Here is a 24,729-nt window from a genome sequence, read left to right as displayed (position 1 = left end):
GTCCAGGCTGGCACGGGACCAGTCGAGTTGCCCGGCTTGGCCCAGCCGGTCGAGCAACACCTGGTGCAGGCGCTGCCACACGCCGGCCTCGTGCCAGTCGCGCAAGCGCCGCCAGCACGTCATGCCCGAGCCACAGCCCATTTCCGCCGGCAGCATCTCCCACGGAATACCGCTGCGCAACACGAACAGAATACCCGTTAACGCGGCCCGGTCCTCCACACGCGGCCGCCCGCCCTTGGGACGCGGGGGAACTGGCGGAAGAAGCGGCTCCACCATGTCCCATAGCTCATCCGATACCAGTTGCTTTGCCATACCACCAGCATACGAAAACCGGTTTTGTTAGGTGCTCTAAGTCGGAAAACCCGGCTGCACGCAGTGCTGCGCCACCAACCACTACGTGTGCGCTCCTGCTGAAAGATCAGAAAAATAGCGGCAGCCTGCTATGGCTTACGGTTGCGCTTATGCCCCAGCCGGAGTATTCTCCGATTGGGTGGCACTTTTGCCAGTCAGGGCACTATCGGGCACCGGGCACCGTTAGGGGAGCTTGTCATTACGTACCAGAATGCCCTTTTTGCCTTTTTACCGCCGGTTGCGGCGGTTTCCATTGCTGTTCCTGGCCGCTTTTCTGCTGGCTCCTTTGCTTCTGGCGGCCCGGCCGCCCCGCCCAAAACCTGCTCCGCTGCACCTGCAGGTACGCCGCATAGCCCCCGATGTTTTCGTGCATACTTCCTACCGGCGCTACCCCGGCAAGGCGGCCCCGGTTCCGTCCAATGGCCTGATCATCAGCACCAGTAAAGGGGCTCTGCTGATTGACACGGCCTGGGACCCGGAGCAAACCCTGGAACTATTGCGCTGGGTGGCCGACAGCCTGCACCAGCGCGTGCGACTCGTGGTGATTTCGCACGCCCACGAAGACCGGCTGGGAGGCCTGGCGGTACTGCGGGCTAATAAAATCAACGTGTATAGTACGCCGCTCACGGCCAAACGAGCCGCTAAACTCCCGTTCGGCACGCCTATGCCCGCTATCAAGCCCTACACCGTTATCCGGGCGGGGCGCACGCGGCTGGAGCTGTTTTCGCCCGGCCCCGGCCACTCCCCCGACAACTTGGTGGCGTGGCTGCCGAAGCAGCAGATACTTTTCGGGGGCTGCCTGGTGAAAGAAGCGGCGGCACCCAACCTGGGCAACATCGATGAGGCCGACCTGAAAGCGTGGCCAACCACGCTGCGCACCGTGGCGGCGCGCTACCCCAAGGCCCGCATTGTGGTGCCCGGCCACGGCCAGTGGGGCAGCACCGCGCTGTTTACGCACACGCTGGGGCTGCTGAATGCCCTCAAAACGCCCAAAACCCAGACTGCCCTCAACGATAAGCCATAACTTCCGGGCTACGGCCGGCGCGGAAACGAAAAAAGCTGAAACCTACAGGTTTCAGCTTTTTTATCGTCCGGCGATAGGAGTCGCGAACGGTCCAGCGGCAAAATTCCCACCCAATGCCGCCGGATACTGGCGGTGAGCAGGGTTAGGGGCCTACTCACCAACTGACTTGCGTCAGCTATTTCTACCCTATGGTTTCAGCGGCCCAAGCGGCCGGAGCTCACACATCCCGATTATTGCTTTCCCGCTCATCAGCAATCAGTTACAGCCTCATCTCACTGCTTAGCAGTAATCTTCTGAAGCTGCGTTGAATACTGACACAATTTCGGGAGGATCTGTAGGCACTACTACAACTTAGTTACCCAATCCGGGTGCTGTATTGACCAAATGTGTTAATCTTGTGAAAACATTAAGCCAGTACGGCATTATCCGCCATGAAGCTCCAGTTTGAGCCTATTCATCCCACCGCCGACAGTTCCTTCACGCTGCTGCACTACACCGAGGTGCAAAGCGCGGGGCTGCTCTGGCACTACCACCCTGAATACGAACTGGTTTATATTCCGCAGGGCAGTGGCCGGCGCCACATCGGGCAGCACATTTCGCGGTTTGAAGAAGGCGAGCTGGTCCTCATCGGGCCCGACCTGCCCCACCTGACGTTCAGCTACGGCCTGCCGGCGGGCACTCCGTTCGAGGAAATAGTGGTGCAGCTGCGCTCCGACTTCTTGGGGCCGGAGTTCTGGCAGCACCCCGAAATGGCGGAAATCCGGCAGCTGCTGGCCCGCTCGCACGAGGGGCTTTCGTTTGGGGGCCGCACGCGGGTGGCCGTCGGCGAGCTGCTGCGGCAGCTGCTGGTGGCGCCGCCCTTCACGCGCCTGCTGCTGCTGCTGCAGGTGCTGCAGCGCCTGGCCCAGGCCACCACCGACGACTACACGCCCCTGCACGCGGGGGCGGGCAGCCAGTCGCTGAGCGGTAAGGAACAGCAGCGCCTGAGCCGGGTATATCAGTTTGTGGAGCAGCACTATTTCCGGTCCAGCCTCTCGGTGCAGCAGGTGGCGGAGGTGGCGCACTTGTCGGTGCCGGCGTTCTGCCGCTACTTCAAGAAAATGACCCGCCTGACGCTCACCGAGTTTCTGCAGGAGTACCGCGTGGGCCAAGCCTGCCGCCGCCTGCTCGACGATGACCTGTCGGTGACGGAAGTGTGCTACGCCAGCGGCTTCAACAACCTGTCGCACTTCAACAAGACGTTCCGGCGCTACACCGGCTACAGCCCCACCGAATACCGCCGGCAGCGCGCAGCAGCGTAGACGACAGGTTTTGCGGGGAAGCGGAACGCCCGGCCGTGGCCGGGTGTATGGCAACTGATGGTTGCTGTTATTCCTGTAGTGTATGCCTGATATCTGCCCGAGCCGCTGGCGGAGGACAACCGGCTGGCTTTTGCTGCTGCTGGTGGCACTGGGCGCTGGCCCGGCCAGCCAGCCGAAGCCCTTAATATTGCAGCCCACCGCACTGGAGCTGCGCCCCACTACGTTCACCCTGGCCGATATCCGCGACGAGCGGCCCGACCGCACGGCGGTAGCGTGGCTGCTGCCCGCTCCCGCCCGGCCCGGCACACCAGCGGCGGCCCCGGTTGCCGTAGACCTGCAGGGTGGCGGCACGGCAGCCTTGCGGCAGTTTTTCCGGAACAGCCTGCCCCGCAACGCCGCGCTGCGGCCGGTTACTATCAGCGTAAAAGAGTGCCGCGTAACGGAGACGGCGGCGCCGGGCGGGCAGGTGGAAGGGCGCGTCAGCCTGCATCTGGCCTTCGAATGGGCACGGCCCGACGGCCCGACGGTGCTACTGACCGAGTACCGCGGCGGCGCCCGCTACGGCCGCCCGCTCACCGACCCGGGGCTGGTGGAACCCACTCTGCGCCGCTCCCTGACCGATGCGCTGCGCTACCTGAATACCTGGATGAATGGTGCGGCGGCCCATGATGTGCGCCTGGCTACCGGTGTGCGGCCTTCTTTCCGCAACGACCTGCGCCGCACCGAGCCCGATACGCTTTTCTACGACCCCGAGCGGCCGTTGCGCTGGGCTGATTTCACGGGTAAGCCAAGACCGGGCAACTTTGCGGCGGCGGTGTTTCCGAGCTTTGCTTACGGCGGGCAGCCCCGCGTGAAGAACGGCGTGGTAGAGCTGGACCTGACCCTGCAGGTGTTTGTGGTTCGGAGCTCCTCGTGGGTGGGCGCCGGCCAGCAGACTGCGTATCACCTCAACCACGAGCAGCGCCACTTCGATATTGTGAAGCTGGTGGCCGAGCGGTTTCGGCGCAAAGCCACTCCCGACAGCCTGACCGTGGAAGACTACAACAGCATTCTGCAGCTGCAGTACCTCAAGTCCTTCACCGAAATGAACCGTCTGCAGGAGCAGTACGACAACGAAACCCACCACGGCACCGATGCCGCCGCCCAGCAGCGCTGGAACCAGCGTATCGATGCTGAACTGCGCGGCTACGGCGTTAATAAGTGAGTAACTTTAGTGCACAAAAGCCCCCACGCCGAAGGACATGGGGGCTTTTTGGTCTGTGGTAGCGCAAATACTAGTCTTTCACTTTCACGTTGCCGTCATCGGCGTCGCGCTTCACTTTGGTGCCGTTAGGATACTCGGTTTTCCGGTCGCCGTCTTTGTCTACTTTCACCGTTTTGCCGTTGGAGTACACGATTTTCGTTTCGCCATTGGCTTTCTTGTCGTACTTCACGATGGCCGGGCCACTGCTGCGGCGGGCGGCCGGAGCGGTTTCGCGCACTGTTGCGGCGGTGTAAGGCGTGCCGCTGTAGTACGTGTCGCGGTTAGACGAATACGTGTTGTACTGGTTTGGGTCCGTCACGATGGTTTTCACCTCGCGGTCCGTGTCGTCGTTTACCTGGCGCAGGGCAGCGTAGCGGCCGGTGGTATCGGTGGCGTAGCGCGTCTCGATTTCGTTGAGGCGGCGGCCCCGGGTGTAGTAGGTTTTCTCGATGCGCGTCACGACTACCGTGTCCGTCAGCTTGAGGTCTTCGGCAATGCGGGCGGCGAGGCGGTCAGCATCGGTGCGGTAAGCGGCGGTATCGTTCAGGGGCGCATCAGAAACTACTACGGCAGTATCGGCGGCGGGAGTGGTGGCAGCGTCAACAGCGGCCGGCTTATCCTGGGTGCAGGAAGCGGCCAGCAGCGTAACGGCAGCCGAAGCAAGGAGCAGGGTCTTATTCATAGGAAAGAGAATCGATGGAAATCTGCATATAGCCAGCAGGCTATACGGTGGGCTGATACGGCCCAGGTTGCGGGCAGGTTGCGGGCAGGTTGCGGCAGCGGCCTGAGGCAAGCTGCCGGCCGGGGCGCTGTACCCGGCACGTCACATCAACAGAGCACAAGGCCACCCAGCCTGCCGATAAATCCATTACCACCCTCTCCAATAAGCAATTACAGCAAACCCGATTATGTTGCGCACGTGCTTCCAGATGGCCGGGTTAGCTTTGTATCTGAGCAGAAAGGAAGTTGAGTATGCAGGATGTTTCGGGACAGACCACGCCGCGGCAGGCACGTGTGGCAATTGCTCTGTTTTTCTTTGTATCAGGGTTCGGATTTTCAACCTGGGCCTCCCGGATTCCGACCATACAACATACACTGGGGCTGGATGAAGCGCAGCTGGGCGCGGTGCTGTTTGCGCTGCCCAGTGGCCTGCTGCTGGCCCTACCCGTGACGGGGCTGTTGCTGCGGCGCTTCAGCAGCCGGCAGATTATGCTGGTGGGTGCCGTGCTCTACAACGTGGCGCTGGCCCTGCTCGGCTTCACGCGGCACACCTGGCAGCTGGTGGCGCTATTGTTCTGCTTCGGCGCCTCGCGCAACCTGCTCAATATCTCCATGAACGCACAGTCGGTGGCGGTGCAGAAGCTGTATTCGCGCTCCATTATTGCCAGTTTTCACGGTATCTGGAGCGTGGCAGGTTTTGCGGCGGCGGCCGTGGGCGCCTTGCTGGTGCGCCTGGGCATTATGCCCGACTACCATTTTGTGGCCGTTGCGGTGGCTTTATCAGCGGTGGCCGTTTACTTTTTTCCGCACAGCCTGCCCATCGAGCCAGCCCCGACCGAGCCCAAACGGACCGGCTTCGTCTGGCCCGACAAAGCCCTGCTGAAATTCGGCGCCATTGCGTTTGCCTGCATGGCCTGCGAGGGCACGATGTACGACTGGAGCGGTATTTATTTTCAGAAAGCCGTGCAGGTGCCGCAGGAGTCGGCTGCCATTGGGTTTGCGGTGTATATGGTGGCCATGACGGCCGGGCGCTTCTTCGGCGACCGGCTCGTGAGCCGCTTCGGGGTGAAGCCAATGCTGCACTACAGCGGCCTGCTGATGACGCTGGGCCTGGGGCTGGCGGCGCTGGTGCCCACGCCGGTGGCGGCCGGGCTGGGCTTCGTGCTGGTGGGGCTGGGCGTGTCGTGCGTAGTGCCGATGGTGTTCAGTATGGCGGGCCGCACGGCGGCGCTCAGCTCGGGCCCGGCTATTGCGGCGGTTTCTACGGTCGGCTATTTCGGGTTTTTGGTGGTGCCGCCAGTAGTGGGCTTTGTGGCGGAGGCGGCCAGCCTGCGGTGGTCGTTTGGGCTGGTGGCGCTACTGGGCACGCTGGTAATGGCGCTGGTACGGCTGCTGGAAGACGTACCACAGGAACCGGCACTGGAGAAAAATCCGGCGGCCCGGGCAACGGTGGCAGCGGCGGCTACATCTGTAGAAGAGTAAGCCAGTTGTTCCACTCTTTCAGCCCTTTGCCATGCGTACTTTTCCCCTCCTCAAGTCGTTGGCCGCTGCGGCCGTACTCAGTGTTGTTTCGGTGGCAGCCGCTCAGGCGCAGCAGGTCCGCCAGGTAGCGGCGTTTCAGAAGCTCAGAACCAGTGGAGCCTGCAACGTGGTACTCACCAAAGGGCCGGAAACGCAAGTAAAAGTGGAGGCCGACAGCGACGTGGAGAAGTACATCCGGACTGAAGTGCAGAACGGCACACTCACGATTTACCGCGACAAAGACGCGCCCATGCAGTTCTTCAGCAACAAAAAAGTGACGGTGTACGTGACCTGCCCCCGCCTGACCGGAGTGGAAACCAGCGGCGCCTCCGACGTCAAGAGCGAATCTACCTTCAAGGCTGATGATTTCAGCATCCGGGCCAGCGGCGCCAGCGACGTGACACTGCGCCTCGATGCCCAGAACCTGACCGTGCAGGCTTCAGGCGCCTCCGATGTGCGCCTTTCGGGCCACGTGGAGCGCCAGCAGGTCCAAATCAGCGGCAGCAGCGACTACCAGGCCTCCAACCTGCAAAGCCGCAAAGCCGACGTGCAGGCTTCCGGTGCTTCTGATGCCTACGTTTTCGTGGATGAGGAGCTGTCGGCGCGTAGCTCCGGAGCCAGCGACGTGCGCAACAAAGGCAAAGCCCGCTTGCGCTAGCCCTTTCGCAGTAGCTTCATCAGCAGCGGCGGCAGTTCCACGAAACTGCTGCCGCTACTATTTCCGGCCGTTCCGGCACCGCCTACTACTTGCCCTTGGCCGCAGGCAGCACCACCAGGCTGTTCAGATACACTTCCAGCATGGTATAGCCGTCGGGGCTGGTTTTGGCGCGGTCGGCGGGGTCGTTGGGGTTGAGGCCGTGGCGCTTTTCCCAGGCATCGGGCATACCGTCGTGGTCGGTATCTAGGGGCGCGGGCGCAGATTTCAGCTCCGGCCAGGCTTTCTGCGACACGCTGTAGGGCGTGCCGTGCGGGTAGCTGCCCTGCACATCAATCAGGCGGCCCCGGCGCTGGGTTACGTCCCGGATAATGCGCTGGTCGAGCGTGTCGCGGCGGGGCAGGCTGGCACCTACGCTCTGGAGCACGGCAGCATAGGCATTCGGGGCGGTCTGGGTAGTCACTGGGCCCAACTCAAAAGGCTGGTCTACCTTCGACAGCACGGTATCGGCGGCGGTGCCGCCCTGCATTGTTACGCCGCGCCAGTTGTGGCGAGTTATGTCGGCGCTGGCGTCTACGTAGTTGCCACTGAGGTAGAACTTGCCATAAGGCAGCGGATTCTTGCCTTTGTCGAGCTTATATGGGTTCACGACGCGCGCTTTCACGCTTTCCTTGGTGCTGGGGCCGTGCTTGTAGTAGTTGCCCACGAGGTTGTAGTTGCCGCCCTCGCCGGCGTACACGTTGTTTTCGCCCCAGTTGTAGATGACGTTGTTGCGGAAATCCACGTTTTCGAAGCCGGCCGGGTGGGTGTAGCGGCTGCCGTTGAAGCGGGGCGTGCGGCTGTTGCAGTGTGCAAACAGGTTGTGGTGCATGGTGGCGTGCTGCCCGCCCCAGATACCGCCGTAGCCGTGCCGCTCAAAGTCGGTGTCGCCGGTTTCGAAGTGGTAGGAGTAGTTGAGCGGCTCGCTCAGCAGGTTCCACTGCAGCGTCGTGCTGTCGCCTTCGTACACCGACATCACCTCGTCGGTGCTCCAGCTCATAGTGCAGTGGTCCACTATCAGGCGGCTGTTGCGCACGCCCCCGAAAGCGTCGTCGCCGCCGCCCCCGTCTACCTGGCCTTTGTTCTGGTTTTTGTCGCCCATCCGGAAGCGCACAAACCGGATAATCACGTTGTTGGCCTTCACGCTCACCGGGTAGTCGGCCAGGCAGATACCGTCGCCGGGTGCGGTTTGGCCCGCAATGGTGGTGTTGGCCTTGCTGATGGTGAGCGGCGAAAGCAGATGAATAGTGCCCGACACCCGAAACACCACCGTGCGGGCGGGCGCGGCCTTGGTGAGGGCATAGCGCAGGCTGCCGGGCTGGTTGTCGTCGTTGAGGTTGGTTACTTCAAACACCGTAGTCGGCACTGCCACCGTACCGCGCCCGCCACTCGTGAAACGCCCGGCCCCCTCGGCCCCCGGAAACGCCGGCTGCTGCGCCGCTGCCGGTATGGCCGCCGTGGCTAGTAGCGCCAGCGCACCACAGCTGCCAATTGAAACAATACGAAGTAGTTGGGGGAGGCGGAATTTCTGGTACATAGAGTAGCGTGTGGGAGTAGCAGAGCAGGTCAGTAGCTGAAGGCACGAATACTGGTTGCAGCCTTCGGCAGTCTGATACTAACCCCGGAGCCGGGTCCGGGCCGCATGCGCCGGCATATTTCTTTGCGCAAACGATGCCGGCATCGTTGCCAGCGGGGCCGCACGGCCAGGCATACGGCAGGCGCTGTCGTAGCTTTGCGGCGGCCGGGGCCTGCTGCCCGGCGCCTCTACTCCTTTTTCTTTCGAATGCCGCACCGTCACTTTCTGCTTTTCAAGCCTTTCGGCTACCTCAGCCAGTTCATCAGCGAAGATGCGCGGGAGGCCCGCAAAAAGAAGTTTCTGGGCGCGCTGCACGATTTTCCGGAAGGCACCATGTCGGTGGGCCGGCTCGATGAGCACAGCGAGGGCCTGCTGTTGCTCACTACCGACGGGCGCGTGAGTGAGCGGGTGCGCCGCAAAGACGTGGAGAAGGAATACTACGCGCAGGTAGATGGCCTCATCACCGACGAAGCCGTGGCGCTGCTGCAGCAGGGCGTGGAAATCAGTGTGCCCGAAGGCCGCTACCTGACGCTGCCCTGCGCCGCCTTCCGCCTGCCCGCCCCGCCCGACCTGCCTCCCCGGCCCCGCAAAATCCGCGACGACCGGCACGGGCCTACCAGCTGGGTGAGCATCACGGTGAAGGAGGGCAAAAACCGGCAGGTGCGCAAAATGACGGCCGCCGCCGGCTTCCCTACGCTGCGGCTGGTGCGGGTGCGCATCGGGCACATCTGGCTGGGCGACCTGCAACCCGGCGAGGTGCGCGAAGTACCGGAGCTGCTGCCGCTGCCGGAGTAGCTCATCGGGAGTTGCTACGGGCTCCGTACCTTGGCCGGGCGCTTCTCTCCGCAGCCTCTCTGGTATGATGCTCCTTCGCTACGTGCGCCTGTGCCTGCTGCCGGTGCTGTTGCTGGCTTCCTGCAACTCCACGCCCGAGCCCACGGCCCCCACCTACCTCACCACCACACCCGACCCCAAAACGCTGGGCGAAGCTTACGTCAGCGACCCAAACCAAGTGCTGGCCCCCGGTACCGTCGCCGACCTGAATGCCACCCTGCGGGCTCTGGACCAGAGCGGCCGGGCCCACATTGATGTGGTACTGGTTTCCAGCATCGGGGACGAGTCGCCGAAAACCGCGGCCCATGAGCTGTTCAACCGCTGGAAAATCGGCGACAAAGACTCAGATAATGGTCTGCTGATGCTGCTGGTAATGGACCAGCGGCGCATTGAGTTTGAAACCGGCTACGGCCTGGAAGCCGACCTGCCCGACGTGCTGTGCTTTCGTATTCAGCAGCGCTACATGGTGCCCGCCCTGAAGGCCGGCTCGCCCGACGAGGCCGTGCGCCAGGGCGTAGCCGCTACCATCCGGCAGCTCACCCTTGGCACCATGGAGGACACTACCCGCACTGCCCTTAGCTACGGCCTCGCCCCGGAAATACAGCCTGAGCCGCCGCAGTACAGTGCCGAGGAAGTTCCCAGCCGGGGCCCCGGTGATGGTGTCCTGCTGATAGTGGGGTTCAGCAGCGTGGCCTCTCTGCTGGTCTACGCCTACCTCTGGTACTGCCTGCACGCCACCAGCCCCGGCTACGGCGCCCTCTCCATGCTGCTGATGCTGCTGACGCTGGGCCTGGGCTTTCATGCGTTTCTGACGGCTCGGCTGCTCGATATTCTGGCGGTGCTGGGCGGGCTATATGTGCTGTTGCTGCTGTATGTGGGCGGCTTTCTGGTGCTGGTGCGGCGCCGGGCGCAGGCGCTGCCAGAGGGCGCCGATAGCCGCCACCAGCGCTACCTGCTGCTGCACGAGGCGCACTATGGCCTGGGCTTTCTGGCCTACCTGCTGCCGCTGCCGCTGTGGTTTTACTGGCGCCACTACCGGCAGCACGTGCGGCAGCTCCGCGAAGCGCCCTACGCCTGCCCCCACTGCGCCACCGCTATGCGCCGCTTGGCTGAGCAGACTGATGACGACCACCTGGCGCTCAGCCAGGCCGCCGAAGAACACGTCAAGTCCATTGACTACGACGTGTGGCAATGCCCCCAGTGCCAGCACACCCTGACGCTGGCCTATCCGGAACTCGGCACCGATGTGCGCACCTGCACGAAGTGCCGGCACCAGACCCTGCAGCCCCGCGCCGACCAGGTAGTAGAACGGGCTACCACTTCGTCGGGGGGCTGGGGCTACCATGTGTTTCGGTGCTATTTCTGCAACCACGAGGAAAAGGAACGGTACACCATTCCCCGGATTTCTACTTCTTCCGGCAGTTCCTCTTCGTCCTCATCTTCGTCCTCGACTTCGTCGTCCGGCAGCTCGTCGTCGGGCGGTTCGTCGGGTGGTGGCGGGGCCGGCAGCAGCTGGTAGTAGCCACAGATAGCTGAAGCTGCGGCAAGCTGCGTATCTTTGGCAAGCTGCCGGGGCCGGCGCAGGTTATGCGGGCCCTTGGCGTACCCCGTTACGTGACGTTTAGTGCCGCCACCGCCGCTCCGCAGAGTAGCAGGAATGTGGCAGATGATACCGAACTATTACTACCTAATATCGGTTTTTATCTATGCACGTATACTAAGGAACAAAGCAGCATCACCGCCAATCGGCTAACATATCACTCAACCACACAGCATGGGCAAATCGCAGGCAACCTTCGGCAAGAAGGAAAATGAGAAAAAACGACTAAAGAAGCGCAACGAGAAGGCCGAGAAAAAGGAAGAGCGCCAGGCTAACGCTAAGAAGGGCCAGGGCCTGGAAGAAATGCTTGCCTACGTGGATGAAGATGGCAACATCTCCGCCACGCCGCCGGACCCCAAGAAGAAGCGCGAAATCAAGACCGAGGATATCCGCATCGGGGCCATCCGCCAGGAAGATATGGAGGAGGAAGATCCGATCCGGAAAGGCACGGTTACGTTCTTCAACGACTCGAAAGGCTACGGCTTCATCAAGGATAAGCTGACCCAGCAGAGCATCTTCGTGCACGCCAACAACGTGACGCAGCAGATCAAGGAAAATGATAAAGTGACCTTCGAAGTGGAGATGGGCCAGAAAGGCCCCAGCGCCTTTGCCGTGAAACTGGACACCGAATAGCAGGGCGCTTCTGCCGCCCCAAACGCCAAGCGGCCGAAGCTCCCCGGAGTTTCGGCCGCTTGGCGTTTGGGGCGGCAGCTCCTAGCTTTGTACCGGCCGGAAAATTGCCTGGCCTGGCCGGGAAGCCGGCCGCCCTGAACTATCTGTCGATTAGCTTTATGCAACGTATCCTGATGGCTGTGCTCTGCCTGAGCATGGCGGCCTGCGCACCGGGCGTAAAAATTCAGTCGGGCGCGCCGCGGCCGCAACTGGCTCCGCTGGCCACCCAGGAGCCATTTCTCGTCATCAAAGAAGGCGAAGGCTTCAATGTGCAGGGCGAGGAGCTGGGCGATATTCAGATCAAGGATACGGGCTTTACCCTCATCTGCGACTACGACAAGGTGGAAGCCCTGGCCGTGGAGCGTGCCAAAAGCCTCGGCGCCAATACGCTCTGGATTTACGAGCACCGCCTGCCCAGCCTGCGCAGCACCTGCCACCAGATCAGGGCCAAGGCCATGCGCCTGCCCGACCTGACGCCCTACGAAAAGGAAATCGTCTGGACCCCGGCGCGCCGCCTGCAGCAGGCCGATTTCAAAGGCAGCATCGAGAACCGGCCGTTTCAGGCGGCTACCAGCAGCAGCATCCGGTACCGCTACCGCGGGCAGGGCCTGGGCAAGGTGCGGCTGCAGGTGGAAACGTATTTCGACTGCCGCAACTCTTATTTCAAACCCTCGGCGCAGAACGAGCAGGTGCTGGCCCACGAGCAGGTGCACTTCGATATTGTGGAACTGCATGCCCGCCTCCTGACCCGGCTGCTGCAGGAGCAGGCCCCCACCAGCCGCGAGCTGGAGCAGCGCCACGAAGCGGTGTTCCGGCAGGTGCTCACCGAATGCCAGACCATGCAGGACGCCTACGACAGCGAGGTCTACAAAGACCCGGGCCGGCTGCCGCTCTGGCAGCAGAAGGTAGCGCAGCAGCTCACGGCCCTGCAGCCCTACGCCGACAAGTCGCTGACGGTGAAAACCAGCCTGTAGGAGGCCGGAAGCCAGCACCTCACGAGCCCGCTGGTTTTGCTGACCGATTCCGAAAGGTTACTGGCGGCTTAGTGCTACATTTCGTCTCCCGGTTTCATACGTTTCATTACTTCCGCTATCCTATGACAGAGCACGAATCCAACCCGGAACAGGAGCTGACGCCTTCCGGCAGCCCGGTGTACCGCTACGACACTGTAGAGCCCGAGGAATTTAGCCTGGCCTCCGGCGACGACACGACGATTGAGGCCATTTCCGAGCACATTGAGCGCCACATTGGGCCGGTGAGCGGGGTGTTTCACGAACTCATTTCCGACAAGGTGCACTTGGATGTACATTTCGTGGAGCCCAGCGCCGACTTCCCGTTTAAGCTGCTGGTGACCTCCGGCATGAGCGACCGGCCCATGACGGTGCCCGAAGGGGCCGAGGACTGGCGCTACGCCGAGCTGTGCATCCTGCTGCCCAGCACCTGGGAGTTTCCTGAGCTGGGCCCCGATGCCAACCACGACGAGGAAGAGGACATCAACGACCAATACTGGCCCATCTGGTGGCTGAAATATCTGGCCCGCTTCCCGCACGAGTACCGCACCTGGCTGGGTTCCGGCCACACCATCCCCAACGGGGAAGACGCCGAGCCGTTTGCCGCCGACACCAAGCTGGGCTGCATGCTGCTGCTGCCCTCCATCAGCCTGCCCGAAGAGTTCCGGGAGTTGAAGATCAGTGAAGAGAAAACCATCTATTTCTACTCCCTCTACGCCATTTATAAGGAAGAAATGGACCTGAAGATGCGCAAGGGCGTGGAGGCGCTGCTTGATAAGTTCGAGGAGCACGGCATTACGGATGTAGTGGACCTGGACCGCCCGAACGCAGCCGCCAAAAAAGGCTTCCTGGGGTTGTGGTAACGCTTCCGGCCGTCGCCTGACGCCCTAGCGGCCGCAGTTCCGGGGCTGCGGCCGCTAGGGCGTCGGGCGACGGGTGCGTTGCGGGCAAGCGGCCGGCGCGGCCCAACATTCGGGTGGCGGCGGTGTTGCTGCAGGGTACGCTGCGCCCAGCTGGGGCCGGCTATTGTTGTACCTAGCGCCCTCCGCCCGTTGAAAACCCTCCTTATTTGCCTGCTGAGTGTACTGCCCCTGCTGGGCCTGGCCCAGGCCACCCCGGCCAAAAACCAGCTCAGCACCCACATCCTCGATATCAGTACGGGGCAGCCCGCGCCCGGCGTAACGGTGCGCCTGCACCAGTACAACGCCGCGCAGAAAACCTGGACCACCGTGGCCGAGAAGAAGACCGATGCCGCCGGCCGCATCCCCGACTTCCTCCCTTCAAGCAGCACCGCCGGCACGCCCGGCACCTACAAGCTCACCTTCCTGACGCAGCCCTATTTCGAGAGCAAGCAGCAGCAGTCGTTCTATCCCTTCATTGAGGTGGTATTCGAAATCAAGGACGGCGCGCACTACCACGTGCCCATCACCCTCTCGCCCTACGGCTACTCCACCTACCGCGGCAGCTGAGGCCACCCGGTTTCCTGACAAAACGCAACAGCGGCGGCAGCTCCCGGGAACTGCCGCCGCTGTTGCGTTTCTGCGTAGTGATACGCGGATGCCCGCTGCTAGTAGCTTTCCTTCTGGAAGCCAAACGCCCGCAGATGGGCCGCGAAGGTGTCGGGGTAGTTGGCTTTGATGTGGTGGATGAGGGCCCCCAGCGCCTTGCGCAGCTGCTGCTCGCCCTGGCTTTTGGCGCTGACTTTGCTGCTCCGCTCGCCGGCCGCGGCGGCGCTGTCCTGCACCAGCTGGGCATACTCGGTGGCCAGTGGCTGCCAGAAGGCCGTGCCGTATTTTTTCTTGTCGAAGTTGTGGGTGTTGAGGGCTTTCAGCAGCTTGTTCAGCGACTTTAGCCGCTCAGTGCGGGCGGCGGGCAGGGTGTATTTGTCGCCCACTTTTTCAATGCCGAACTCGGCGTAGTAGGCGCGGCCCTCGTTTTCCTCGTGCTCTTCGGCCAGGTAGTTTTTCACGAAGGGCAGGCCCTTGGCCAGCTGCTTATCGAGGGCCTGGAGGCGCTTGGCCTGGGGCGTGCGGGTGTCGCCGGCCGCATCGGCGGCGTCGCGGTGCTGGGCGAAGCTGGCGGCCAGCGCGGCCAGGTCGGCTTTGGTGAGCCAGAGCAGGGCGGGCAGCTCCGAGGTTTGCCAGGCCCCGGCGACGGTGGTGGCCAGTGCGGCCAGCTCCACTCCCGAAGTGGGCAGCTGGCTGGTGCGGCGGATAGGTTTAGGGGTGCCGGCCGGAGCCGGAGTAAGCGAATCTGACATGGAAATAAGGGTATGGTAAATGATGCTGATAAGGTAGCATTTCCGCCGCCACCCCCACCATCCGGAAGTGCCCGGATGTAAAAATTTTCCTCCTCTTCCGCCACGGAAGTGCTTAGAAATAATCGTATCCGTCCACTTCCGCCCCGGAAGAGGGCCGATGTATTTATTTCGGAGCACTTCCGGAGCGGAAAGGCTCGGATGTATTCGTATCCGGGCACTTCCAGCGGGGAAGTGGGTGGGTGGAATGGTTTCGGAGTGGTTACGATGAGGATATGGGGCTTGGTTGCGCTACTGTACTCGCTTGGCTATGCCGAGTGAGGCCCTACGCCCGAGGGGCTGTGCCCCGAATCCGGCCGCGCCGCTTCGTTCTACCGTGCAGACGCACGCAGCACAGCTGCTGGGGCATAGGGCTCACTCGGCACAGCCGAGCAAGTGCGAGGAAGGCGCTATCTTGTTAGCGCATTACTTCTGCACATCATCGAGGACCTAAGCAAGCTGCTGGAAGGTGAAACTATCATCATTTAGGGCTGGCATTATTAAGCACATTAAAACCGGATTCAAATCGGTGTATAAAACATATGATGACCAACAGTAATTCAATCTACCAACTTATGAAAATCCATCTCTTTTTAATTCTTTTCTGCCTTTGCTCCTGTTCGCAGCAGGATAATTTCGCCGAAGTGTTTGCCAAATGCAAGGCAAACAAAAAATCAGCTACCCCTAATGATCTACATGCCGAATTGATGGCAGAATTTGCCACATATAAGTGTATTAGGGGAGCGAATGGACCCGATATTACTGCCACTTCAATTGACAACACAATCATAAATACTCTAGCTACTGATGACCAAGCAGTAGTACTTTACTACTGGTCTATCCCGCTACCTAACACACCGTCAAACTATGCTAAATACGATTATGAAAACATTCTTGCTTTAAATATTCTTTCTGAAAAATACAAAGGCCGTGTTAGGTTCATTGGCTTTTCGCCTAATGATACCAAATCAGTAAAACAATTTATCACAGAATATCCTTTCAACTTTCCACAGGTCGCAAACGCCGATTCATTATGGGCACCACTATTCAGTGAGCCAGTTGGCGGACCACCCATAGGCGGACCTATCATTTTGTTTATTAATACAAACGGCAAAGTCACTTATGCATTTTCAGGAAGCTACACGAATGCATCAAAAACGATACAGAGGTACAAACCAGTTTTAGAGGCTTGTTTAACCAATAGTGTTTATATTGACTAAATAAAAAGCGGCTGCAACTCCCAGGAGCTGCAGCCGCTTTTAGTTGCTACTGTAATAGCAGAATTACATGTGAATCGCGCGGTTCTCAGTGGCGGCTAGGCACGCTTCCTTCATGGCTTCGGCGTAGGTGGGGTGGGCGTGGCTCATGCGGGCCACGTCCTCGGCGGAGGCGCGGAACTCCATGGCCGTTACGGCTTCGGCAATCAGGTCGGCGATGCGCGGGCCAATCATGTGCACACCCAGAATTTCGTCGGTTTCCTTGTCGGCCAGCACTTTCACGAAGCCGTCGAGGTCCATGGAGGCGCGGGCGCGGCCCGAGGCACGGAAGGGGAAATTGCCGGTTTTGTAGGCCTTGCCCTGCTCCTTCAGCTGCTCTTCGGTGTAGCCCACGCCGGCCACTTCCGGCCAGGTGTACACTACGCCCGGGATGAGCAGGTAGTTGATGTGGGGCTTCTGGCCCACAATGGTTTCGGCCACGAACACGCCTTCTTCCTCGGCCTTGTGGGCCAGCATCGCGCCGCGCACCACGTCGCCGATGGCGTAGATGCCGGGCACGGAGGTTTGCAGGTGCTCATCTACCTTGATGCGGCCACGCTCCTCCATCTGCACGCCGGCAGCTTCCAGGTTCAGGCCCGCGGTGTAGGGCACGCGGCCCACGGCTACCAGGCAGTAGTCGCCTTCAAACTTCACTTCCTCGCCTTTCGGGTTGGTAGCGGTTACGGTCACGGCGTCGCCCTCGCGGGTAGCGCCGGTTACTTTGTGGCTCAGGAAGAACTCAATGCCAATTTTGCCCAGGATGCGCTTCAGTTCCTTGCCGAGGGCGCGGTCCATGGTCGGGATGAGGGAGTCCATGAACTCCACCACCGATACTTTCGCGCCGAGGCGAGCGTACACCGATGCCATTTCCAGCCCGATTACGCCGCCACCAATTACAATCATGTGCTTGGGCACTTCGCGGATGTTCAGGGCCTCGGTGCTGGTGATGATGCGCTGCTTGTCCTGCTGGATGAAAGGCAGCACCGTGGGCTTGGAGCCGGTAGCAATGATGACGTTTTTCGTCTCAATCTGCTGCTCTTCGCCGCCCGCGGTGGGTGTAATCTTGATGTGATTCTTATCGACGAACGAACCCACGCCTTTGATGACGTCGATTTTGTTCTTTTTCATCAGGAACTGGATGCCGTCGGTATTGGCCTTCACCACCCCGTTTTTCCGGTCGATGAGCTGGTTCATGTTGATCTGCAGGTTGCTCAGCTCAATGCCGTGCTCCTTGAAGGTGTGGCCGGCATTGTGGAAGTGCTCCGTGGAGTCGAGCAGGGCCTTGCTGGGGATGCAGCCCACGTTGAGGCAGGTGCCGCCCAGGGTGTCGTATTTCTCGATGAGGGCAGTTTTGAGGCCCAATTGGGAGCAGCGGATGGCCGCTACATAGCCGCCCGGCCCGGAGCCGATGACGGTGACGTCGTATTGGTTCATGCGAAGGTGAATTCAGTGAGAATCAACTGGCGCGAAGGTACGCACGGTGAATTTGGGAAGCGGTGTATTTGTGCCTGATGTTCTGGTCACCGCAACAGAACAGCCTGTCATTACAACAGAACGTCATTATAACAGGACGTCATTCCGAGCGAAGCCGAGGAATCTCGCGTGCTGATGTCTGATTAGTAAACCGGCGTCAGCACGCGAGATGCTTCGGCTTCGCTCAGCATGACGTTCTTTCAGCCCCTACTCCACCAGCACCCCTATGTAGTAGTTGAACGTGTCTACTTCCAGGTTGTCTTTGGTGAGGCCGGGCACGGCCAGGGGCTGGAATTTGGTGGTGAGCGGCAGGGCCACGTACTCGCCGCCTTTGGTGCGCAGGCGCACGGGCAGGTCGAAGGCGGGCACATCGGCAATCCAGCGGGCCAGAACTTTGTCCTGCTCGAAGCGGATTTCCAGCGTCGGCAGGCCGGGGTGGCGCAGGTATTGGTCGAAGACGGGCGTGAAGTTGCGGCCGCTCTGCTCATTGATGTAGCCGACCACCTGCTCCGTCGTGACGGTCTGGTGGTAGAACGTGCTGCCCAGGCCGCGCAGAATCTGCCGCCACTTCTCGTCGTCGTTGAGGGCCGTGCGCACCATGTTGAGCAGGTTGCTGCCCTTGTCGTACATGTCGCCGGAGCCTTCCTGGTTCACGCCGTACGTCCCGATGATGGGGCCGTTGTTCTGGATGTTGCGCCGCTGCCCGTGGATGTACTCCTGCCCGGCCTGCTTGCCGTACTGGCTTTCCACAAACAGCGCCTCGGAGTAGCACGTGAAACCCTCATGCACCCACATATCGGCAATGTCCTTGCTGGTGACGTTGTTGCCGAACCACTCGTGGCCGCTTTCATGGATGATGATGAAGTCCCATTTCGAGCCCCAGCCAGTGTTGGAGCGGTCCTGGCCGAGGTAGCCGTTCAGGTACTTATTGCCGTAGGCCACGGCGCTCTGGTGCTCCATGCCCAGGTGCGGCGCGTCCACCAGCTTGTAGCCATCTTCATAGAACGGGTAGGGCCCGAACCAGTGCTCCATGCTCTTGAGCATGGGCGGCACGTTGGCCAAAAAGTGGGTTTTGGCCTTCGCCAGGTTTTCGGGCAGCACCCAATAGTCGACCGTGAGCGGGCCTTTCTCGCCGGCGTAGGTGCCGCCGCTGAAGTGCTGGTAGTCGCCCACGTTCAGGGCCACATCGTAGTTGTTGATGGGGTTGCCCACGAACCAGTCGAAGCGGGTGTAGCCGCCCTTGAGCCTGGTGGTGTTGCGCAGCCGCCCGTTCGACACGTCCTTCAACCCCTTCGGCACCGAAACACTGATGAGCATGCTGTCCACCTCATCGGCCTGGTGGTCTTTGGTGGGCCACCAGATGCTGGCGCCCACGCCCTGGCACGCCGAGGCTACCCACGGCTTGCCCTGGGCATCCTGCGTGAACACGAGGCCGCCGTCCCAGGGTGCGCGCTTGGCCACCGTCGGCTGGCCGGAGTAGTACACCCGAAACTCGTCCTGGGTGCCCTGCCGGATGGGCTGCGGGAATGTCACGAAAACCGCATTGGCTTCCCGCGTAAACGGCACCGGCTGGCCTTTGTATTCCACCTTATCCACCTTCAGATTGGCAAACAGGTCGAACTGCAGGCGCGTGAAATCCTGGGTGGCCGTGAAGCGGAACAGGTTGGAGCCGCTGAGCGCCCGGTTGGCCACGTCCAGCTTCACATCGAGGTGGTAGTAGTTGATGTCGTAGCAGGTGCGCAGCGGCGTGAGGCCACCGCGCAGCGAGTCGGCGCGGGTGAAGGCCGGCCGGGGCCGGAGCAGTTGGGCCGTGGCTGGGGGGCAGTAGGTGGTGAGCAGAAACGCAAGCAGAATCAGGGCGCGGGGCATGGCAACAGGAAAATACAGAAGCCGAATAGACGCCGACGGGCCAGTCAGGTTGCGCCCACCGGCGCGGCAGGCGGCACTGTAGCCGGCCAGCCGGCGCCGTCACCCGCTACTACATTCTGCCGGCCGACGTGCCGCTCAACAGATTTCGCAAGAAATCAGGCCAATGCGGCTGTAGTAGCCATCTGCTGGCAGCTTCCGCCACCACATACGCAAGCTACCGGGTTGCACCGCTGAAACCGGGACTCAACGAAGTGTAGGATTGAAGCCGTAGTCCTTTACTTTGCCGTGATGAAGCTCGGCCGCTGGTTGCTTTGCATGATGGGAATGCTGCTAACCGCTTTGGCTGCTTCGGCCGCCGACCCGGCCAGTGGCTGGCTGCCCGATGCGGTGCTAAGCCGGCTGATGCTGCGCACCCTCACCCAAACGCCCGACGGCCTGCTCTGAGCCGGCACCGATGAGGGCGTGTACCGCTACGACGGCACCGAGCTGGTGCCCCTCAACGCCCTGCGCCGGGGCGGCGTGCCCTTGCCCCCGGTGCCCTGCAACGAGCTGCTGGCCCTGCCCGACGGGCAGCTCTGGCTGGGCACCGAAGCCGGCCTGTTCCGCTTTCGGCCCGACGGCGTGCTCGAATCCCTGCCGCTGCCCAGCGCGGCCGGTAGCAGCCGCTTCATCACCGCGCTGGCCCTGGCCGCCGACGGGCAGCGGGTGTGGGTGGGCCAGCAGGGCACCGGCGTGCGCGCCTACACCCGGGCCGGTCGGCCGGCCCCGCCACTGTTGAAAGCGGGCAGCAACGTGGGCGACATATGGACTGCCCCCGACGGCACCCTCTGGCTGGCGGCCACCGACAGCCTGCGCCTGGGCGCCTCCTAGGCGCGCCGACGTGGGAATCATTATGGGAATCTGGCTGCAGCGCAGAGGCATTTTCACGCTGAGCACCCGTGTACTGGAGAGGCGCTCAGGCGTGCAGCGCCGATATTTTTTGCAGCCCTTTTAGGTCGAGTACAATGATGCGGCTGCCCTGCGTGGCCACCAGCCCTTCGTCGCGGAATTCGGAAAGCAGACGGCTGGCAGTTTCGGGCTGAAAGAAGCGGTAGAGCAGCAGCAGCGCCTCGGCCAGCCGCTCGCGCACGGGCTTATAGGCGGTATGCAGCATCCGTTTCTGCGTTTCGCCCAGCGTTTGCGCCAGCAGCTTCAGAATAGCGTGCGAAAACTGCGGATTCTGCTCCAGTAGGCTGTGGAAATCCGGGCGCGGCACCATGCACACCACACAGTCGCTGAGCGCTACGGCCGAGTAGGCGTAGTGGCCGCTATCTGCCAGGGCCTGGGAGCCCAGCGCGTCGCCTTCCTTGCGCAGCGCCAGAATCTGCTCCTTGCCATCGCTGCTCACCTTCGATACTTTCAGGCGGCCCTCAAAAACGCAGTGCATACCGCTGGGCCGGGTCCCTTCCTGAAAAATAATCTACCCCCGCTTGTAGCGCTGCGACACTTTGCTGCCGGAAATCAGGGCCAGCTCACTCAGCTGGCACGTGCCCATCAGCGACTTGCTCAGGTGAGGGCAGCTCTGGCAGCTTGCAGGAGCAACAACGGGACGGTAGCCATGCGCATATGGATGTCGATGTTCAGTGAGTGGGCAATAGTTGAGGCGCCAGGCAGTTATTATAGTATTCCCAGACAAACTACTTTTAAACTAAATTTCATTACCGTGCAAAAATACTAAAAACCAAAACCTTATCTTCCCTATATTTTACATTTTATTCGTATCTAGCCAATCACACAATCAACCCAGACGTCATTACAGTCTCCCATAGCCATCCTCTCATTTTGAGACAAATTATATTTACTATACAAAATACAAAATATAGCTCAGCCATACGTCATCTTTAAGGGTTACAGTAAATATAACTTTCCTATATTGATCTAAACGGGGCCTCAGAGTAGATTCCTACCGACGGTGCCAGCAGGTTATGGGGGCGTGAAAATCGTTGCGGGAAACGCCCGTAGGTTTGCGCACGTATTCGCCGCACTATGTCTGCACCCTCTACCGCTCCGCGTTTTCTCGTTGGGCTGGCCTTATTGGCTCTTTACCTCATATGGGGCTCAACTTATCTTGCTACGCGGGTAGCGCTGGAAGTCTGGCCGCCGTTTTTGCTTTCGGCCATGCGCTTTCTGCTGGCGGGCACTTTGCTGTATGGCACGCTGCGGCTGAGCGGCACCCCTGCCCCTACGCGGCAGGACTGGCAACGAGCTGCCGTGGTGGGGCTGTGTTTGCCGCTGTTTGGCAATGGCGGCACTACGTTCGCGCAACAATACATTCCATCGGGAATGGCGGCGCTGCTGGTGGCCACCGTACCTATGTTTCTGGCGTTGCTGGGTTGGGCGGCCGGCCTCACCCCGCGCCCCAACGCCTGGGTATTACTGGGGCTCACTCTGGGCATGGGCGGCCTGGGCCTGCTGATGAGCACCCGGAGCGCCGCGCCGGTGCTGGTGCCGGGCCATTCGCTACTGGGAATGGCCGCCGTATTGCTGGCCTCGCTGGTGTGGTCGGTAGGGTCGCTTTATTCCCGTCAGAAGCCGATTGGTGGCTCGCCTTTTCTGGGCGTGGGCATGCAAATGCTCTTCGGAGGCTCTTTTCTGCTGGTGGCCGGCCTGCTGCACGGCGAAGCGGCTACTTTCCAGATAAGCAAAGTCCCGCTTTCGGCGTGGGGCGCCTTTGCCTACCTCGTGGTATTCGGCTCGTTTATAGCATTTTCGGCGTATATCTGGCTGCTGCGGATGGTAGAGCCAGCACTGGCGGGCACGTATGCTTTCGTGAATCCGGTGGTGGCGGTGCTTCTGGGCTGGGTTTTCGCAGGCGAAACCCTGAACGCCGGCATGCTGGGAGGAGCCGCCCTGATTGTAGTGGCGGTGGCGCTGGTAGTGCTGGGCGGCCGCCGCAAGAATGCTTCCTGAATAATAAAGCCTGTTCCTATAGCCTAAAGCGGCATTTTAAATGAATAGTAAAACAAATCAATAAAAAAGTGATACAGCAATAGCGAATTGACTGTAACCTGCGTAAATTCGCTGCGTAATCGGTAGCCCACCCTTTCTACTTCCCGACTATGCACTCTTCCGCTACCCGCCACGACATCCAGACCGAGGGTGACATCAAAACCCTGGTCGATAACCTGTGTCAGAAGGCTACGCACGACACGCTGTTGGGTGCCAGTTTTGGCGCTGCAGCCCGTATTCACTGGCCGCACTACCTCACGTCGCAGTACCGCTACTGGAGCAGCACGCTGCTGGGCCAGGGTGTTGCCGAAGGGGAACCATTGCCCGAGCAGGTGGCGCTGCCACGTAGCGGAGCCCACGTAGAGCATTGGCTGGACTTGTTTTCGTCGACTGTGGAAGAGCATTTCACCGGCTCGCGCGCCGAGCAGGCCAAGCAGGTCGCCCGGCAGCTGGCTACGCGCCTGAGTGCATCGCGCGCCCGGGAGCTGCCCGTAGACTAATCTCCGATAAACTCATAGCCTGCCGGGCGACGCTATTCCCGGACATAAAAAAGGCTCCCCGCATTGTGCGGGGAGCCTTTTTTATGTCCTTTTTTCCGATTACACGCCCAGCAGCAGACGGGTCGGGTCTTCGAGCAGCTCCTTCACACGCACCAGGAACGACACCGACTCGCGGCCGTCGATGATGCGGTGGTCGTAGCTCAGGGCGAGGTACATCATCGGGCGAATCACCACCTGGCCGTTTTCGGCAATCGGGCGCTGCACGATGTTGTGCATGCCCAGGATGGCCGACTGCGGCGCGTTGATGATCGGGGTGCTCATCATGGAGCCGAACACGCCGCCGTTGGTGATGGTGAACGTACCGCCGGTCATCTGCTCGATGGTGAGCTTGTTGTCGCGGGCTAGCGTGGCGAGGCGCACGATTTCCTTCTCGATGCCATCAAACGACAGCTCCTCGGCGTTGCGTATTACCGGTACCACCAGCCCTTTGGGGGCCGATACGGCAATGCTGATGTCGCAGAAGTCGTTGTACACGATGTCGGTGCCATCAATCTGGGCATTCACGGCGGGCCATTCTTTCAGGGCCACGCACACGGCCTTGGTGAAGAACGACATGAAGCCGAGGCCCACGCTGTGCTTCTCCTTAAACTTGTCCTTGAACTTGTTGCGTAGGTCCATGATGGGCTGCATGTTCACCTCGTTGAAGGTGGTAAGCATGGCCGTTTCATTCTTTACCGACACCAGGCGACGGGCGACAGTCTTGCGCAGGTTGCTCATCCGCTCACGGCGCACATTGCGGTTGCCGCTGGCAGCCGGAGCTGCCTGGGGTGCCGCAGCCGGTTTGGCGGCAGCGGGAGCAGCGGCCGGAGCCGGAGCAGCAGGCTTGGCCTGGGCGTTCTGGGCATCTTCTTTGGTGATGCGACCATCCCGGCCCGAGCCCTGCACGTTGGCGGGGTTGATGCCTTTCTCACCAAGGATTTTGCCGGCGGCCGGCGAAGGCGTGCCGGTAGCGTAGCTGGTGGTTGCCGAAGCAGCCGGAGCAGCAGCGGCCGGAGCCGCCTGGGCAGCAGCCGGAGCAGCGGCGGGAGCCGCAGCCGGAGCGGCGGCACCGCTGCCGCCTTCGATACGGGCAATGGTAGCACCGATGCCGATGGTTTCGCCTTCCTTGGCGGCATGGCGTAGCGTGCCGGTGCCTTCGGCGGGCAGCTCAAACGTGGCCTTGTCTGATTCCAGCTCGGCAATAATTTCGTCGCGCTGCACCTGGGCGCCGTCTTCCTTCAGCCACTTGGCCACGGTTACTTCCGTGATGGATTCGCCCACGGCCGGAATCGTCATTTCCACGGTAGCACCGCCGCCGTTGCTGGCGGGGGCCGCAGCCGGAGCGGCGGCACCACCGGCGGGCTGACCGCCGTAGCCGGCCTGGTCGCTGGCGGTGGGGTTCTGCTCGCCCTGGCTTACCGGATCGGCAGCGGGAGCGGCGGGGGAGCTGGCGGCAGGAGCAGCAGCGGCCGGCGCACCTGCACCGTCGATTTCGGCGATGGTGGTGCCGATGCCGATGGTTTCACCCTCGGCAACGCGGATTTTCAGCACGCCGTCGGCCTCGGCGGGCAGCTCAAACGTGGCTTTGTCGGATTCCAGCTCGGCCAGAATCTCGTCGCGCTTCACGGTGTCACCGTCGGCTTTGAGCCACTTGGCAATGGTTACTTCGGTGATGGACTCGCCAACGGCGGGGATTTTAATTTCCAGACCCATAAGTGGGAGTTTTGAAGGGTGGTTCTTAAGCTGATGGCTACTGGCTACT

At 61.3% G+C, this 24,729-nt stretch carries 23 protein-coding genes; 15 read left to right on the top strand and 8 right to left on the bottom strand.

Annotation, left to right across the window (positions count from 1 at the left end; genetic code table 11):
• The coding region (locus BUE15_RS13725; RefSeq protein WP_073286095.1) for an IS5/IS1182 family transposase at window positions 1–312 on the bottom strand (312 nt) is incomplete at its 3' end.
• Between the two features lie 250 nt (window positions 313–562).
• On the opposite strand from BUE15_RS13725, the gene bla reads away from it, so the two are divergent.
• The 3 genes from bla (at window position 563) to BUE15_RS13710 (ending at window position 3,880) form a co-directional block, all read left to right on the top strand.
• Window positions 563–1,375, top strand: coding sequence for a subclass B1 metallo-beta-lactamase (gene bla, locus BUE15_RS13720; RefSeq protein ID WP_073286058.1), 813 nt, complete (start codon window positions 563–565; stop codon window positions 1,373–1,375).
• A gap of 431 nt (window positions 1,376–1,806) precedes the next feature.
• Window positions 1,807–2,676 carry an AraC family transcriptional regulator gene (locus tag BUE15_RS13715; RefSeq protein WP_073286055.1) on the top strand — a complete coding sequence of 290 codons (870 nt, stop codon included), beginning with the start codon at window positions 1,807–1,809 and terminating at the stop codon, window positions 2,674–2,676.
• An 82-nt stretch (window positions 2,677–2,758) separates the two neighbouring features.
• Window positions 2,759–3,880, top strand: a complete 1,122-nt coding sequence (locus BUE15_RS13710) for a hypothetical protein (RefSeq protein WP_073286052.1) — start codon at window positions 2,759–2,761, stop codon at window positions 3,878–3,880.
• A gap of 70 nt (window positions 3,881–3,950) precedes the next feature.
• Here BUE15_RS13710 and BUE15_RS13705 read toward each other — a convergent pair whose 3' ends face one another.
• Complete coding sequence (locus tag BUE15_RS13705; protein WP_073286049.1) at window positions 3,951–4,601, bottom strand: T-complex 10 C-terminal domain-containing protein; 651 nt, start codon at window positions 4,599–4,601, stop codon at window positions 3,951–3,953.
• A gap of 332 nt (window positions 4,602–4,933) precedes the next feature.
• Here BUE15_RS13705 and BUE15_RS13700 point away from each other — a divergent pair, with 332 nt between their 5' ends.
• Both BUE15_RS13700 and BUE15_RS13695 read left to right on the top strand, forming a co-directional pair.
• Window positions 4,934–6,121, top strand: a complete 1,188-nt coding sequence (locus tag BUE15_RS13700; RefSeq protein ID WP_211617659.1) for an MFS transporter — start codon at window positions 4,934–4,936, stop codon at window positions 6,119–6,121.
• Between the two features lie 31 nt (window positions 6,122–6,152).
• Complete coding sequence (locus BUE15_RS13695) at window positions 6,153–6,818, top strand: head GIN domain-containing protein (RefSeq protein WP_073286043.1); 666 nt, start codon at window positions 6,153–6,155, stop codon at window positions 6,816–6,818.
• 85 nt (window positions 6,819–6,903) lie between these two features.
• On the opposite strand, the gene BUE15_RS13690 is transcribed toward BUE15_RS13695, so the two are convergent.
• Entirely contained in the window at window positions 6,904–8,391 is a 1,488-nt protein-coding gene (locus BUE15_RS13690; RefSeq protein WP_073286040.1) for a pectate lyase, read from the bottom strand.
• A gap of 246 nt (window positions 8,392–8,637) precedes the next feature.
• On the opposite strand from BUE15_RS13690, the gene BUE15_RS13685 reads away from it, so the two are divergent.
• The 6 genes from BUE15_RS13685 to uraH all read left to right on the top strand — a co-directional run bounded on the left by BUE15_RS13685 (window position 8,638) and on the right by uraH (window position 14,015).
• Window positions 8,638–9,225, top strand: coding sequence for a pseudouridine synthase (locus tag BUE15_RS13685; RefSeq protein WP_073286037.1), 588 nt, complete (start codon window positions 8,638–8,640; stop codon window positions 9,223–9,225).
• 64 nt (window positions 9,226–9,289) lie between these two features.
• Entirely contained in the window at window positions 9,290–10,783 is a 1,494-nt protein-coding gene (locus tag BUE15_RS22205; protein WP_073286034.1) for a TPM domain-containing protein, read from the top strand.
• 255 nt (window positions 10,784–11,038) lie between these two features.
• Entirely contained in the window at window positions 11,039–11,497 is a 459-nt protein-coding gene (locus tag BUE15_RS13675) for a cold-shock protein (protein WP_073286032.1), read from the top strand.
• A gap of 158 nt (window positions 11,498–11,655) precedes the next feature.
• Window positions 11,656–12,510: a DUF922 domain-containing protein gene (locus BUE15_RS13670; protein ID WP_139252294.1), complete on the top strand. Its 855-nt coding sequence runs from the start codon at window positions 11,656–11,658 to the stop codon at window positions 12,508–12,510.
• 122 nt (window positions 12,511–12,632) lie between these two features.
• The gene (locus BUE15_RS13665; protein WP_073286026.1) at window positions 12,633–13,409 is read left to right on the top strand and encodes a suppressor of fused domain protein; all 777 of its coding nucleotides are present in this window, start codon (window positions 12,633–12,635) and stop codon (window positions 13,407–13,409) included.
• Between the two features lie 189 nt (window positions 13,410–13,598).
• Complete coding sequence (gene uraH, locus BUE15_RS13660; RefSeq protein ID WP_084549048.1) at window positions 13,599–14,015, top strand: hydroxyisourate hydrolase; 417 nt, start codon at window positions 13,599–13,601, stop codon at window positions 14,013–14,015.
• Between the two features lie 98 nt (window positions 14,016–14,113).
• On the opposite strand, the gene BUE15_RS13655 is transcribed toward uraH, so the two are convergent.
• Window positions 14,114–14,806: a hypothetical protein gene (locus BUE15_RS13655; RefSeq protein WP_073286023.1), complete on the bottom strand. Its 693-nt coding sequence runs from the start codon at window positions 14,804–14,806 to the stop codon at window positions 14,114–14,116.
• A gap of 611 nt (window positions 14,807–15,417) precedes the next feature.
• Between BUE15_RS13655 and BUE15_RS21620 the strand changes: the two genes are divergently transcribed.
• Entirely contained in the window at window positions 15,418–16,062 is a 645-nt protein-coding gene (locus BUE15_RS21620; protein WP_139252293.1) for a peroxiredoxin family protein, read from the top strand.
• Window positions 16,063–16,125: 63 nt separating this feature from the next.
• On the opposite strand, the gene lpdA is transcribed toward BUE15_RS21620, so the two are convergent.
• On the bottom strand, window positions 16,126–17,532 hold the full coding sequence (lpdA, locus tag BUE15_RS13650; RefSeq protein WP_073286020.1) for a dihydrolipoyl dehydrogenase: 1,407 nt from the start codon (window positions 17,530–17,532) through the stop codon (window positions 16,126–16,128).
• A 246-nt stretch (window positions 17,533–17,778) separates the two neighbouring features.
• Complete coding sequence (locus tag BUE15_RS13645) at window positions 17,779–19,440, bottom strand: M1 family metallopeptidase (RefSeq protein ID WP_073286016.1); 1,662 nt, start codon at window positions 19,438–19,440, stop codon at window positions 17,779–17,781.
• A gap of 462 nt (window positions 19,441–19,902) precedes the next feature.
• On the opposite strand from BUE15_RS13645, the gene BUE15_RS13640 reads away from it, so the two are divergent.
• Window positions 19,903–20,310, top strand: coding sequence for a hypothetical protein (locus BUE15_RS13640; protein WP_073286013.1), 408 nt, complete (start codon window positions 19,903–19,905; stop codon window positions 20,308–20,310).
• A gap of 85 nt (window positions 20,311–20,395) precedes the next feature.
• On the opposite strand, the gene BUE15_RS13635 is transcribed toward BUE15_RS13640, so the two are convergent.
• The gene (locus BUE15_RS13635) at window positions 20,396–20,896 is read right to left on the bottom strand and encodes a Crp/Fnr family transcriptional regulator (protein ID WP_262987463.1); all 501 of its coding nucleotides are present in this window, start codon (window positions 20,894–20,896) and stop codon (window positions 20,396–20,398) included.
• Window positions 20,897–21,465: 569 nt separating this feature from the next.
• Between BUE15_RS13635 and BUE15_RS13630 the strand changes: the two genes are divergently transcribed.
• Together BUE15_RS13630 and BUE15_RS13625 are read left to right on the top strand one after the other, a co-directional pair.
• Window positions 21,466–22,389 (top strand): EamA family transporter, encoded by a 924-nt coding sequence (locus BUE15_RS13630; RefSeq protein ID WP_073286007.1) that lies wholly within the window; start codon window positions 21,466–21,468, stop codon window positions 22,387–22,389.
• A gap of 149 nt (window positions 22,390–22,538) precedes the next feature.
• Complete coding sequence (locus BUE15_RS13625) at window positions 22,539–22,928, top strand: group III truncated hemoglobin (RefSeq protein ID WP_073286004.1); 390 nt, start codon at window positions 22,539–22,541, stop codon at window positions 22,926–22,928.
• Window positions 22,929–23,027: 99 nt separating this feature from the next.
• Here the strand turns inward: BUE15_RS13625 and odhB are convergent, their stop codons facing one another.
• The gene (odhB, locus tag BUE15_RS13620) at window positions 23,028–24,680 is read right to left on the bottom strand and encodes a 2-oxoglutarate dehydrogenase complex dihydrolipoyllysine-residue succinyltransferase (protein WP_073286002.1); all 1,653 of its coding nucleotides are present in this window, start codon (window positions 24,678–24,680) and stop codon (window positions 23,028–23,030) included.
• Window positions 24,681–24,729 lie beyond the last annotated feature (49 nt).

This window comes from Hymenobacter psychrotolerans DSM 18569, assembly GCF_900142395.1.
In the GTDB taxonomy this organism is placed as follows: Bacteria; Bacteroidota; Bacteroidia; order Cytophagales; family Hymenobacteraceae; genus Hymenobacter; species Hymenobacter psychrotolerans.
This window is presented reverse-complemented; position numbering and strand designations above follow the sequence as displayed.

Bases quoted from the DNA above. Each gene is read 5' to 3' on its own strand.
- BUE15_RS13715 (WP_073286055.1), top strand. From the start codon at position 1,807: ATGAAGCTCCAGTTTGAGCCTATTCATCCCACCGCCGACAGTTCCTTC.
- BUE15_RS13690 (WP_073286040.1), bottom strand. From the start codon at position 8,391: ATGTACCAGAAATTCCGCCTCCCCCAACTACTTCGTATTGTTTCAATT.
- BUE15_RS22205 (WP_073286034.1), top strand. From the start codon at position 9,290: ATGATGCTCCTTCGCTACGTGCGCCTGTGCCTGCTGCCGGTGCTGTTG.
- BUE15_RS13695 (WP_073286043.1), top strand. From the start codon at position 6,153: ATGCGTACTTTTCCCCTCCTCAAGTCGTTGGCCGCTGCGGCCGTACTC.
- BUE15_RS21620 (WP_139252293.1), top strand. From the start codon at position 15,418: ATGAAAATCCATCTCTTTTTAATTCTTTTCTGCCTTTGCTCCTGTTCG.
- BUE15_RS13685 (WP_073286037.1), top strand. From the start codon at position 8,638: ATGCCGCACCGTCACTTTCTGCTTTTCAAGCCTTTCGGCTACCTCAGC.
- lpdA (WP_073286020.1), bottom strand. From the start codon at position 17,532: ATGAACCAATACGACGTCACCGTCATCGGCTCCGGGCCGGGCGGCTAT.
- BUE15_RS13625 (WP_073286004.1), top strand. From the start codon at position 22,539: ATGCACTCTTCCGCTACCCGCCACGACATCCAGACCGAGGGTGACATC.
- BUE15_RS13710 (WP_073286052.1), top strand. From the start codon at position 2,759: ATGCCTGATATCTGCCCGAGCCGCTGGCGGAGGACAACCGGCTGGCTT.
- BUE15_RS13670 (WP_139252294.1), top strand. From the start codon at position 11,656: ATGCAACGTATCCTGATGGCTGTGCTCTGCCTGAGCATGGCGGCCTGC.
- BUE15_RS13675 (WP_073286032.1), top strand. From the start codon at position 11,039: ATGGGCAAATCGCAGGCAACCTTCGGCAAGAAGGAAAATGAGAAAAAA.
- odhB (WP_073286002.1), bottom strand. From the start codon at position 24,680: ATGGGTCTGGAAATTAAAATCCCCGCCGTTGGCGAGTCCATCACCGAA.
- BUE15_RS13655 (WP_073286023.1), bottom strand. From the start codon at position 14,806: ATGTCAGATTCGCTTACTCCGGCTCCGGCCGGCACCCCTAAACCTATC.
- BUE15_RS13665 (WP_073286026.1), top strand. From the start codon at position 12,633: ATGACAGAGCACGAATCCAACCCGGAACAGGAGCTGACGCCTTCCGGC.
- BUE15_RS13705 (WP_073286049.1), bottom strand. From the start codon at position 4,601: ATGAATAAGACCCTGCTCCTTGCTTCGGCTGCCGTTACGCTGCTGGCC.
- BUE15_RS13645 (WP_073286016.1), bottom strand. From the start codon at position 19,440: ATGCCCCGCGCCCTGATTCTGCTTGCGTTTCTGCTCACCACCTACTGC.
- bla (WP_073286058.1), top strand. From the start codon at position 563: ATGCCCTTTTTGCCTTTTTACCGCCGGTTGCGGCGGTTTCCATTGCTG.
- BUE15_RS13630 (WP_073286007.1), top strand. From the start codon at position 21,466: ATGTCTGCACCCTCTACCGCTCCGCGTTTTCTCGTTGGGCTGGCCTTA.